General features: G+C 72.5%; 11 protein-coding genes. All 11 read left to right on the plus strand.

What is annotated here, in order from left to right:
* Nucleotides 1-26: 26 nt before the first annotated feature.
* The gene (locus AC3ET4_RS29155; RefSeq protein ID WP_431954682.1) at nt 27-806 is read left to right on the plus strand and encodes an ABC transporter ATP-binding protein; all 780 of its coding nucleotides are present in this window, start codon (nt 27-29) and stop codon (nt 804-806) included.
* The gene (locus AC3ET4_RS29160; RefSeq protein ID WP_431954684.1) at nt 803-2065 is read left to right on the plus strand and encodes a hypothetical protein; all 1263 of its coding nucleotides are present in this window, start codon (nt 803-805) and stop codon (nt 2063-2065) included. Before AC3ET4_RS29155 ends, AC3ET4_RS29160 begins: the two co-directional genes overlap by 4 nt.
* A gap of 53 nt (nt 2066-2118) precedes the next feature.
* Nucleotides 2119-2733, plus strand: a complete 615-nt coding sequence (locus tag AC3ET4_RS29165) for a hypothetical protein (protein WP_431954686.1) — start codon at nt 2119-2121, stop codon at nt 2731-2733.
* 46 nt (nt 2734-2779) lie between these two features.
* On the plus strand, nt 2780-3463 hold the full coding sequence (locus tag AC3ET4_RS29170; protein ID WP_431954688.1) for a spermidine synthase family protein: 684 nt from the start codon (nt 2780-2782) through the stop codon (nt 3461-3463).
* 61 nt (nt 3464-3524) lie between these two features.
* Nucleotides 3525-4271: a response regulator transcription factor gene (locus AC3ET4_RS29175; protein WP_431954690.1), complete on the plus strand. Its 747-nt coding sequence runs from the start codon at nt 3525-3527 to the stop codon at nt 4269-4271.
* Nucleotides 4268-5365: a HAMP domain-containing sensor histidine kinase gene (locus AC3ET4_RS29180; protein WP_431954692.1), complete on the plus strand. Its 1098-nt coding sequence runs from the start codon at nt 4268-4270 to the stop codon at nt 5363-5365. The genes AC3ET4_RS29175 and AC3ET4_RS29180 overlap by 4 nt, the downstream gene beginning before the upstream one ends.
* A 261-nt stretch (nt 5366-5626) precedes the next feature.
* Nucleotides 5627-9463, plus strand: coding sequence for a multifunctional oxoglutarate decarboxylase/oxoglutarate dehydrogenase thiamine pyrophosphate-binding subunit/dihydrolipoyllysine-residue succinyltransferase subunit (locus AC3ET4_RS29185; RefSeq protein ID WP_431954694.1), 3837 nt, complete (start codon nt 5627-5629; stop codon nt 9461-9463).
* Between the two features lie 175 nt (nt 9464-9638).
* Nucleotides 9639-9818 carry a DUF6104 family protein gene (locus tag AC3ET4_RS29190; protein WP_431954696.1) on the plus strand — a complete coding sequence of 60 codons (180 nt, stop codon included), beginning with the start codon at nt 9639-9641 and terminating at the stop codon, nt 9816-9818.
* 214 nt (nt 9819-10032) lie between these two features.
* Nucleotides 10033-10902 carry a DUF4097 family beta strand repeat-containing protein gene (locus tag AC3ET4_RS29195; RefSeq protein ID WP_431954698.1) on the plus strand — a complete coding sequence of 290 codons (870 nt, stop codon included), beginning with the start codon at nt 10033-10035 and terminating at the stop codon, nt 10900-10902.
* Nucleotides 10902-11804: a helix-turn-helix transcriptional regulator gene (locus AC3ET4_RS29200; protein WP_431954700.1), complete on the plus strand. Its 903-nt coding sequence runs from the start codon at nt 10902-10904 to the stop codon at nt 11802-11804. Before AC3ET4_RS29195 ends, AC3ET4_RS29200 begins: the two co-directional genes overlap by 1 nt.
* Before the next feature lie 234 nt (nt 11805-12038).
* Nucleotides 12039-12311: hypothetical protein (locus AC3ET4_RS29205; RefSeq protein ID WP_431954702.1), on the plus strand; the 273-nt coding region annotated here is incomplete at its 3' end.

A 12311-nucleotide genomic window follows, 5' to 3' on the forward strand; every position in this document is an offset into this window, starting at 1 on the left:
GGCCGGGGCATCCTCGGAGGCAACCGATGACCACCGCGTATCCCGTCAACGGCAGCGAGCTGACGGTCAAGCACCGCCGCACCACCGCTCTGGACGCGTTGGACCTGCGGCTCGGCCGCGGCGTCCACGGCCTGCTCGGCCCCAACGGGGCCGGGAAGACCTCCCTCATACGCGTGCTGGCCACGGTGGCCCCGTACCAGGGCGGGCGGCTGGAGCTGCTCGGCCACGACCCGACGACACATCGGGGGCGGACGGCCATCCGGCGGCGGCTGGGCTATCTGCCGCAGGAGTTCGGCTACTACCCGGGGTTCACCGTGCGCGAGTTCGTCGCCTACGCGGCCTGGCTGAAGGAGATGCCGGCCGCCGAGGTGCCCGACGCCGTCGAGCGGGCGGTGGCACGGGTCGGTCTGGAGGACCGGATCGACCGGCGGATCAAGACCCTCTCGGGCGGCATGGTGCGCCGGGTGGGCATCGCGCAGGCCATCGTCAACGACCCGGACGTGCTGCTGCTCGACGAGCCCACGGCCGGTCTCGACCCCGAGCAGCGGGTCGACTTCCGCGCCCTGCTGCGGGAGCTGGGCGCGCACGCGACCGTGCTGGTCTCGACCCACCTCGTGGAGGACGTGGCCGCCGCGTGCACGGAGGTGACGCTGCTGTCCGGCGGACGGGGAGCCTTCCGCGGTACGCCGCGGGAACTGGCGGCGGCGTGGGACGGTGAGGCTGCCGGGGACAGCCCGATCGAGCGCGGCTACAGCGCGGTGCTGAGGCGTCACCGCCTCCGGACGGGCCAGGGGGTCACGGCATGACCGCCCTCGCTCTGCGCCCGCCGGTGTCCCTCGCCCGAACCGAACTGCGGCGCGGCACGGGACCGTGGGCGGGCGCCGTCATCGCGGCCGTGGTGGCGTTCAACCTGTTCGTCCAGCGCTACCGGCTGGGGGACAACTGGACCGACGCGCAGCAGATGCTCCGGCACTTCAGCGTGCTGGCCGGCGGAGCGGTCGCGCTGGCCGCGGGGTGCTGGCAGGGCGGGCGTGAGCGCCGCTGCGGGACGGGCGAGCTGTTCGCGTCGGCGGCCCGGACGCCGCTTGCGCGGGCTCTGGCGGCGTGCCTGCCCGCCGTGCTGTGGCCGGTCTGCGGTTACCTGCTGCCGGCGGTGGCGGCCCTGGGGGCGATCTGGCCGTACGCCGGTTTCGGGCAGCCCTCCTGGAGCATGGTGTTCCAGGACGTCGTGTCGTTCGGCGCCCTGGGGGCGCTGGGCTTCGCGGTCGGCGGGGCGCTGCGGTGGCGGATGGCCGCGCCGCTTGTGGGCCTGGTCGGTTTCGTGGCGCTGGGCTACACCCAGAACGCCGATGGATCGGTCAAGTGGCTCACTCCGGCGGGCTACGGCTTCGGAGAGCGCCCCACGTGGGCGTTCGGGCTGCTGTGCGCGGTGTGGATGGCCGGACTCGCGGTCTGCGCGATGCTGGCCGGTCACGCACGGCGGCGGACGGTCGCCCTCGTGCCTCTGCTGGCGGCTGCCGTGGCGGCGGCGTTCCTTTGCCGGGGCGGCGAAGACCTGTGGCGGCCCGTGCCGGCCGCCTCCGCCCAGGTCTGCGGCTCGGGCACACCGGTGGTGTGCGTCCGGGCCGAACACGCCTCGGCCCTGCCCGCCGTACAGGCCGTGGTGGCCCGGATCGACGCCAGGCTCGACGGCGTGCCCGGCGCGCCCGTCCGCTACCGCGAGAGCGCTGCCTCGGAGAGCGCACCGTCACGGGAAGTCAGGTTCCAGCTTTACGGAGGGCTCTTCCGGAGCCGCCTCGGCGACAGCGACATGCTCTACCGCGACCTGGCGTACTTCGTGGCCTTCCGGAACTGCCCAGCTCGGTACACCGACCGCCCCGGCAACCCCGCCGCCGAGCATGCGGCGCTGAGCTGGCTGGGTGTGGAGCGACCCGTGACGGCAGCGGCGGAGACCCGGGCGGCCGACCGCCTGCGCGCCGCGTCCGCCGAACAGCGCCGGGCCTGGCTCGGACGCTATCTGCGCGCCGTCGGCTCCTGCGACACCGGCGTGGTCGAGGCGCCCTGAGCGCGGACCCCGCCGCGGCCCTCGCCCCACCCGCCCGAACCGATCGAGGAACCGTGAACCCCAGACCGACCCTTTTGTGCCTCTACGCCCGCTCACGCGGTCTGCCGGGAGCGGCGACCGCCCTGGCCGTGCTGCTCATCGCGAACTCCTGGATCGCGGGCTGGGTGATCGACCGCCCGCTCTTCGAGCGGACCAGCGGTGTGCCCTTGTTCGTCCTTCTGCCGATCCTGACCGCGGCGATCACCGTGGGCAGCCTGCACAGCCCCTCCGTCGAGCTGGACCGCTGCGCGCCGCTTCCATGGTGGCGCTGGCGCGCGGCGCACATCCTGACCGCCACCACCGCGTCCTGCTGTCTCGGCCTGGCGGCGCCGAACGCGGCATACGGCTTCGGCGCCGAGACGGCGATCCGGGGAGTCCTGGGCTTCACCGGCCTGGCCTGCGCCGGAGCCGTCCTGCTCGGTGCCCGCCTGAGCTGGGCGCCCCCGATGGTCTACGGATTGGGTGTCCTTCTCGCCGCCCCCCGGACCCCCGGCGGAGCGGCCGCGGTGTGGGCCTGGTCGATGCAGCCCGGCGCGCAGTCCGCGCCATGGGTGACGGCCGGCGCCCTCTTCGTGGGCGGGGTCGCCCTGGTGACGGTCCGGGGACCGGCCCGCGCCCGCGGGCACTGACACCCGGCCCGCCCCTCCCGCGGGACCGCCTCGTTACGCTGGGTCCATGTACGCGAACGATGAGGCACGACCCGTCACGCTCGACCGGCGTGACGGGCCGTACGGCGAGGTCGCACTGCGGCGCAGCGGCGGACGGTACGAGATCATCGCCAACGGCACCTTCCTGATGGACACCTCCGACGGACGCTCCGAGCGCCTGCTGGTCGACGCTGCGCTGGGCGCCCTCCCCGCGGGCCGGGCCGACCTGTCGGTGCTGATCGGCGGCCTGGGGGTGGGCTTCTCCCTCGCGCGGGCGGCGGCCGAGCCGCGGTGGGCGCGGATCGCGGTCGCCGAGCGGGAGCGGGCGGTGGTCGAGTGGCACCGCACGGGCCCGCTGGCGGAGTTCTCCGAGCACGCGTTGCAGGACCCGCGGGTGAGCGTGGTCGAGGGCGATCTGGTGGCGTATGTCCACGAGGCGGACGTGACGTACGACGCACTCTGCCTGGACATCGACAACGGCCCCGACTGGACGGTCACCGAGGGCAACGGCGGCCTGTACGGCCCGACGGGACTGGCGGCCTGCCGGGAGCGGCTCGAACCCGGCGGCGTACTGGCGGTATGGTCGGCGCAGCCGTCCGCCGCGTTCGACGACGCGTTGCGGGCGGCGCGGTTCACGCAGGTCCGGACCATTGAGATCCCGGTGGACCGGGGCGTTCCGGATGTCGTGCACCTGGCAAGAAAGCCCGCGTAGCCGCGGCGTCGCCCCGCCTCGTACGCTGCTGCGCAACGCACACGACCATGGGGGACCCCACATGGACAGCACACAGCCGACGACCGCCGACGCCGCGGCGGTGGCGGCCACTCCCGGGGCGCAGCGCCGCGTACTGGTGGTGGAGGACGACGCCACGATCACCGACGCCATTGCGGCGCGGCTGCGGGCGGAGGGCTTCCAGGTCCGCAGCGCGAGCGACGGCCCGGCCGCCGTGGAGACCGCCGCCTCCTGGCAGCCCGACCTCCTCGTCCTCGACGTCATGCTCCCCGGCTACGACGGCCTGGAGGTCTGCCGCCGTGTGCAGGCGTCGCGCCCGATCCCGGTGCTGATGCTGACCGCACGCGACGACGAGACCGACATGCTCGTCGGCCTCGGCGTGGGCGCCGACGACTACATGACCAAGCCCTTCTCGCTGCGCGAACTGGTCGCCCGGGTGCATGTTCTGCTGCGCCGCGTGGAGCGCGCCACGATCGCCGCCCGCGACCCGCGCGGCGCCAACATGCAGCTCGGCGACCTGGAGATCGACAACGCCCAGCGCCGGGTCCGGGTCCGGGGCGCCGACGTGCATCTGACCCCGACCGAGTTCGACCTGCTGGTCTGCCTGGCCCAGCAGCCGCGCGCGGTGCTCTCCCGGGAGCAGCTGCTCGCCGAGGTGTGGGACTGGGCGGACGCCTCCGGCACCCGCACCGTCGACAGCCACGTCAAGGCCCTGCGGCGGAAGATCGGCGCGGAGCGCATCCGCACCGTGCACGGCGTCGGCTACGCGCTCGAGACGCCCACGCCGTGAGCCCTTACAGCGCGCCGCGCCCGCCGAAGCTGCGGAAACGCGTCTGGGCCGCGCTGAGGCCGTACGACCCCTTCCGGTCGATCAAGGCGGCACTGCAGTACCTGGTGCTGGCCTCCGTGCTGATCACCACGGGCCTGATCATCGTCGCGATGCACTCGGCGACCGAGATCCGGATCATCACGATCTTCTCGATCATCGCCTCGCTGCTGATCTCGCAGCTGGTGGCGCACGGACTGACCGCGCCGCTGCGCGAGATGACCTCGGTGGCCAGCGCCATGGCGCGCGGCGACTACAGCCGGCGGGTCACCGCGGCGCGCCGCGACGAGGTCGGCGAGCTCGCCGAGACCTTCAACGGGATGGCCGCCGACCTGGAGGCCGTCGACCGGCACCGCAAGGAGCTGGTGGCGAACGTCTCCCATGAGCTGCGCACCCCGATCGCGGCGCTGCGCGCGGTCCTGGAGAACGTCGTGGACGGGGTGAGCGACGCCGACCCGGAGACCATGCGCACCGCGCTGCAGCAGGCGGAGCGGCTGAGCCTGCTCGTCACCCACCTGCTCGACCTCTCCCGGCTGGACAACGGCGTCGTGCCGCTGGACGCCAAGCGCTTCGAGGTCTGGCCCTATCTGTCGGCCGTCATCAAAACCGCCGGCCTCGGCCTGCAGGGCTCCCCGGCGCCGGGGAGCCGGGCGCGCAAGGACGTCCACCTGCACCTGGACGTCTGGCCGCCGGAGCTGACCGCGTACGCGGACGCCGAGCGGCTGCACCAGGTGGTCGCCAATCTGATCGACAACGCCGTCAAGCACAGCCCGCCCAGCGGCCGGGTCACCGTGCGCGCCCGGCGCGGCACCGGGCCGGGCAGCCTCGACCTGGAGGTCCTGGACGAGGGCCCGGGCATACCGGAGTCCGAGCGCACCCGCGTCTTCGAGCGCTTCAACCGCGGCACCGCCGGACCGGGCGACGGCGGAACGGGGCTGGGGCTGGCGATCGCGCGATGGGCGGTGGACCTGCACGGCGGACGCATCGCGGTGGCCGAGTCCCCCCGCGGCTGCCGGATCCGCGTCACCCTTCCGGGGTCCGCCCCGGCGCAGGCTTGACACCGGAGGCCGGGCCGGACGCAGGCCGAACGCAGGCCGAACGCCGCCCGCACACCGCCCGGGTATGCGGGCGGACGTTGCCAGAGGCAACCGGAGTAGTCGATTCAGCACCTCATTCCCGCCAAACTCCGCCTCGAAACCGTCTTTTCGATGTGACTTAGGCGACGACTGGGCTCCCCGCCTGCAGGAAACGCCCGGGTAGGCGTAGCCTTTATTTCCGCTGTCCATCACCTTGTGAAGCGGAAGAGGGCGGTTGCCGCCGTGTCGCCACACCCGAATAGCTCGAGCTCCCCCGACCTCCGGTCGGGCGGTACCCCCGGGACCGAAACCGATGGGCAGGGCCAGGGCCCTGCCGCCGGATTCGGGCCCAACGAGTGGCTTGTCGATGAGATCTACCAGCAGTACCTCCAGGACCCGAACTCGGTGGACCGAGCCTGGTGGGACTTCTTCGCCGATTACAAGCCGGGAGCGGATACGGGCTCCGCAGTCGCCTCGGGCCAGCCTCAGCCGGCCCCCTCAGCGCCGCCTGCCGCCCCTCCGGCCGCACCCGCTGCCGCGGCGCCCGCCGCGCCGCCGGTGACGCCTGCCGCCCCCGCGCCGGCGCCTGCCGCGCCCGCCGCTCCGGCCCCCGCCAAGCCCGCCGTGGTGAAGCCCACCCCGGCGCAGCCGCAGCCGACCGCCAAGGCGGCCCCGGCCACCGAGGCGCCGCAGGGCCCGGAGTACGTGACGCTGCGCGGCCCGTCCGCGGCCGTGGCGAAGAACATGAACGCCTCCCTGGAGCTGCCCACGGCCACGTCCGTGCGCGCCATCCCGGTGAAGCTGCTGTTCGACAACCGCATCGTCATCAACAACCACCTCAAGCGCGCCCGCGGCGGCAAGGTCTCCTTCACCCACATCATCGGCTACGCCATGGTGCAGGCGCTGAAGATCATGCCTGCGATGAACTGGTCGTACACGGAGAAGGACGGCAAGCCGACGCTGGTCAAGCCCGACCACGTCAACCTGGGCCTCGCCATCGACCTGGTCAAGCCCAACGGCGACCGCCAGCTGGTCGTCGCGGCCATCAAGAAGGCCGAGACCCTCAACTTCTTCGAGTTCTGGCAGGCCTACGAGGACATCGTCCGCCGCGCCCGCGTCGGCAAGCTGACGATGGACGACTTCTCGGGCGTCACGGTCTCGCTCACCAACCCCGGCGGCATCGGCACCGTCCACTCGGTGCCGCGCCTGATGCCCGGCCAGTCGGTGATCCTCGGCGTCGGCTCGATGGACTACCCCGCCGAGTTCCAGGGCACCTCGCAGGACACCCTGAACAAGCTGGGCATCTCCAAGGTCATGACGCTGACCAGCACCTACGACCACCGGGTCATCCAGGGTGCCGCGTCGGGCGAGTTCCTGCGCATCATGAACCAGCTCCTGCTGGGCGAGAACGACTTCTTCGACGACATCTTCAAGGCGCTGCGCATCCCCTACGAGCCGGTCCGCTGGCTCAAGGACATCGACGCCAGCCACGACGACGACGTCACCAAGGCCGCCCGCGTCTTCGAGCTGATCCACTCCTACCGGGTCCGCGGCCACGTCATGGCCGACACCGACCCGCTGGAGTACAAGCAGCGCAAGCACCCGGACCTGGACATCACCGAGCACGGGCTCACCCTGTGGGACCTCGAGCGCGACTTCGCGGTCGGCGGCTTCGCCGGCAAGTCGATGATGAAGCTGCGCGACATCCTCGGCGTGCTGCGCGACTCGTACTGCCGCACCGTCGGCATCGAGTTCATGCACATCCAGGACCCGCTGCAGCGCAAGTGGATCCAGGACCGCGTCGAGCGCCCGCACACCAAGCCCGAGCGCGACGAGCAGCTGCGCATCCTGCGCCGGCTCAACGCCGCCGAGGCCTTCGAGACGTTCCTGCAGACCAAGTACGTCGGGCAGAAGCGCTTCTCCCTGGAGGGCGGCGAGTCCGTCATCCCGCTGCTCGACGCCGTCATCGACGCGGCCGCCGAGTCGCGTCTGGACGAGGTCGTCATCGGCATGGCCCACCGCGGCCGGCTCAACGTGCTCGCCAACATCGTCGGCAAGTCGTACGCGCAGATCTTCCGCGAGTTCGAGGGCAACCTCGACCCGAAGTCGATGCACGGCTCCGGCGACGTGAAGTACCACCTGGGCGCCCAGGGCACCTTCACCGGTCTGGACGGCGAGCAGATCACCGTCTCGCTGGCCGCCAACCCCTCGCACCTGGAGGCGGTCGACCCGATCGTCGAGGGCATCGCCCGCGCCAAGCAGGACGTCATCGGCAAGGGCGGCACGGACTTCACCGTCATGCCGGTCGTCCTCCACGGCGACGCGGCCTTCGCCGGCCAGGGCGTCGTCGCCGAGACGCTCAACATGTCGCAGCTGCGCGGCTACCGCACCGGCGGCACCGTGCACGTGGTGATCAACAACCAGGTCGGCTTCACCGCCGCCCCGGAGTCCTCGCGCTCGTCGATGTACAGCACCGACGTCGCGCGCATGATCGAGGCGCCGATCTTCCACGTCAACGGCGACGACCCGGAGGCCGTGGTCCGCGTCGCGCGGCTGGCCTTCGAGTTCCGCCAGGCGTTCAACAAGGACGTCGTCATCGACCTCATCTGCTACCGCCGCCGCGGTCACAACGAGGCCGACAACCCGTCCTTCACCCAGCCGCTGATGTACGACCTCATCGACAAGAAGCGCTCGGTGCGCAAGCTCTACACCGAGTCCCTCATCGGTCGCGGCGACATCACCCTGGAAGAGGCCGAGCAGGTCCTGCAGGACTACCAGGGCCAGCTGGAGAAGGTTTTCACCGAGGTCCGCGAGGCGACCGCGCCGGCCGCCGCGCAGCAGCAGCAGACCCAGGCCGCCGGTCCGGAGTTCCCCGTCCCGGTGGACACCGCGATCAGCCCGGAGACCGTCAAGCGGATCGCCGCCTCGCAGGTCAACATCCCGGAGCGGATCACCGTCCACCCGCGTCTGCTGCCGCAGCTGCAGCGCCGCGCTGCCATGGTCGAGGACGACACCATCGACTGGGCCATGGGCGAGACCCTCGCCGTCGGCTCCCTGCTGATGGAGGGCACCCCGGTCCGCCTCGCCGGCCAGGACTCCCGCCGCGGCACCTTCGGCCAGCGGCACGCCGTCCTGGTCGACCGGGAGACCGGCGAGGACTACACCCCGCTGCTCTACCTCTCCGAGGACCAGGCCCGCTTCAACGTCTACGACTCGCTGCTCAGCGAGTACGCGGCGATGGGCTTCGAGTACGGCTACTCGCTGGCCCGCCCGGACGCGCTGGTCGCCTGGGAGGCCCAGTTCGGCGACTTCGTCAACGGCGCCCAGACCGTCGTCGACGAGTTCGTCAGCTCGGCCGAGCAGAAGTGGGGCCAGACCTCCGGCGTCACCCTGCTGCTGCCGCACGGCTACGAGGGCCAGGGCCCCGACCACTCCTCCGCCCGCATCGAGCGCTTCCTGCAGCTGTGCGCGCAGAACAACATGACGGTCGCGGTCCCGACCACCCCGGCGAACTACTTCCACCTCCTGCGGTGGCAGGTCCACAACCCGCACCACAAGCCGCTCATCGTCTTCACCCCGAAGTCGATGCTGCGTCTGAAGGCGGCGACCTCGAAGACGGCGGAGTTCACCTCCGGCCAGTTCCAGCCGGTCATCGGCGACCCGCACTTCACCTCCGGCGCCGGCCGGCCCGAGGACGTCCGCAAGGTCGTCTTCTGCTCCGGCAAGGTCTACTACGACCTCGTCGCCGAGCGGGAGAAGCGCGGCGCCTTCGACACCGCCTTCATCCGCATCGAGCGCCTCTACCCGCTGCCGGGTGCGGAGATCCAGGCGGCCCTGGCCCCCTTCACCAAGGCCCAGAAGTACGTCTGGGCCCAGGAGGAGCCGGCCAACCAGGGTGCCTGGCCGTTCATCGCCCTCAACCTGATCGACCACCTCGACCTGGTGCTCGGCGCCGCGCCCGACAACGCCGACCGGCTGCGTCGTGTGTCGCGTCCGTCCTCCTCGTCGCCGGCGGTCGGTTCCGCCAAGCGGCACCAGCAGGAGCAGGAGCAGCTGGTGCACGAGGTCTTCGAGCTCTGACGCCCGAAGCGCCCGACGCCGTACGCGGGGGCCCCGCACTCGTCGAGTCGAGTGCGGGGCCCCCGCGCGTCCGCGGACCGCGGGGCGCGGTCCGCGGGGGCAGCCCCGGGAGCGGTCCGCGGGAGTACCTATCCTGGCCTGGTACGTCACCCTTCGACCCTGACCGGAGCACCCCTTGTACTTCACCGACCGCGGCATCGAGGAGCTGGAGAGCCGGCGCGGCGAGGAGGAGGTCACCTTCGAGTGGCTCGCCGAGCGGCTGCGGGAGTTCGTCGACCTCAACCCGGAGTTCGAGATCCCGGTGGAGCGGCTGGCGACCTGGCTGGCCCGGCTCGACGACGAGGACGAGGAGTGAGCGCACACCCCGCGCCCCTCGCCCATCCGTCCCTCGCCCGTCCGTCCCTCCCCCAGCCGGTCGTCCGGCCGCGGTGACCTCGGGGGGCGGAGGCCCGGCGCGCGGGGTTCCCTTGACTTCCGCGTCACGCGATATATCGTGTCTATCGAGAGACGCGATATGTTGCGTTGTCGGCGGTGTCCCGGGGTGCCCGGGTGCCTCGGAGGAGGGCGAGATGAGCGGAACACCCGACTCGCGGGAGTGGACGGTCACCGAGCCGCACAAGATGGTGTTCGACGGGAGCGTCGACACCCTGCACGTGCGGATCGTCAACGGGGCCGTCAACGTGGTCGGCGTCGAGGAGGGACCTGCCCGGCTGGAGGTGAGCGAGCTCGACGGCCCGCCGCTGATCGTGTCCCACGAGGGGGGCACGCTCACCGTCAGCTATGAGGACCTGCCTTGGAAGGGCCTGCTCAAGTGGCTCGACCGCAAGGGCTGGCGGCGGCACGCCGTCGTCTCGCTCGCGGTCCCGCAGCGCACTGATGTGTCGGTCGGCGTGGTCGGGGCGAGCGCCGTGGTCTCCGGTATCTGCGACCGCGCCACCGTGCGGGGCGTCAACGGCGACATCACCCTGGTCGGCCAGGCCGGACCGGTGACCGCCGAGACGGTCGCGGGGAACGTGGAGGCCCAGGCGGTCTCCGGCGACCTGCGCGTCAACACCGTCTCGGGCGACCTGACCGTGGTCGAGGGCAACGGCGCCAGCGTCAAGGCCGACTCGGTCAGCGGCAACATGGTGCTCGATCTGGACCCGCGCAGCGGCGCCGACGTCCGCCTGACCTCCGTCTCCGGTGAGATCGCGATCCGCATCCCCGACCCCGCGGACGCCGAGGTGGACGCCAACACCACCAGCGGCCACGTCAGTTGCGCCTTCGACGAGCTGCGGGTGACCGGGCAGTGGGGCGCCAAGCGGATCTCCGGCCGGATGGGGACCGGCGGCTCCCGGCTCAAGGCCACCACCGTGTCGGGTGCGATCGCGCTGCTGCGCCGCCCACCGCGGGAGGACCACGGACCCACGGACGCGGACCCGTTCCGGAAGGACGTCTGATGGCCCCCGTCTTCGCCCACGGCCGGCTCCGCCTCTACCTGCTGAAGCTGCTGGACGAGGCGCCCCGCCACGGCTACGAGGTGATCCGGCTGCTGGAGGAGCGCTTCGACGGCCTGTACGCCCCCTCCGCCGGAACCGTCTACCCGCGGCTCGCAAAGCTGGAGAAGGAGGGCCTGGTCACCCACTCCACCGAGGGCGGCCGCAAGGTGTATTCGATCACCGACGCGGGCCGCGCGGAACTCGCCTCGCGCAGCGAGGAGATCGTTGATCTGGAGAACGAGATCCGCGACTCCGTCTCCACGCTGGCCGCCGAGATCCGCGAGGACGTCCGCGGCGCGGCGGGAGACCTGCGGCGCGAGATCCGGGCGGCAGCGCAGCAGGCGGCGCACAGCCGGCCCGCTCCCTCCCCGGCCGACTGGAAGGAGCAGGTGCGCCGCTCGAAGGAGGAGATCCGGCAGGCCCGCGAGGAGGCCCGCTCCGCCAAGCGCGCCGCCCGGGAGGCCCAGGACGCCGCCAGGGTCGAGATGCAGCGCATCGCACGCCGCGTCCAGGAGGAGGTCCAGGACCACGTACGGCGCGGCGACTGGCAGACCGGCGTCCGGGAGGGGCTGGCGGAACTCACCCGCGAGCTCGGCCAGTTCGGCCGCGCCGCCACCTGGCCGCCGCAGGGAAGGCCCGAACCCGCGCAGGCGCCCGAGTGGGCGGCCGAGGACGCCGCCGCGACCGGGGAGCCGGCCCGCGACCTGGAACGCCTGCTGGACCGCTTCCGCGACGACGTCCGCGACGCCGCCCGCGACAACGGCGTGGACGCCGAGCAGCTGCGCGAGGTACGCCGCCACCTGTCCACCGCGGCGGCCCACATCGGTGTCGTCCTGCGCGGCGGGCGCCAGGACCACCGGTAGCCCGGCGGAGCGCCGCCCCACCCGGTGCGGGGCGGTGCCGCACGCGGAACGCGCGTCACCGCAGCCCTTGCGCGCCGGTGTCGCGGTGCGAGCCGGACCCGTGCCCCGGACCTGTACCAGGGGCGGGTACGCCCCCCTTGCGCCGCCCCGGCGCACCGTCTGGCCGGAGGGCGTGGGGAGCACCGGCGGCACCGCCTCTGGCGCCGCGGGCGCACGCGGGTACATGATTCGCCGGTGAAGATCGCCATGTGGGCCCTGGTGTGCCTTGCCCTGCTGTGGACCGTCATCCCCGGCGTGGCGGCCCTCACCGCCGGTCGGGTGCTCGCCTTCCGGCCCGACCGGGTGCTGCGCCCCGCGCTGTGGGGCACAGGGCGGCTGTGCCTGGCCGCGGGCGCCGTCCTGGCCGGTCTGATGAGCCGCTTCACGGTGGCGGTCGGGGACGTCCTGGGTGGTGCCGTGCTGGTGTGCCTGCTGGCCCATGCACTGTTCTCCCGGCGCTCGAGGCAG

The sequence above is a fragment of the Actinacidiphila sp. bgisy167 genome (assembly GCF_057707665.1).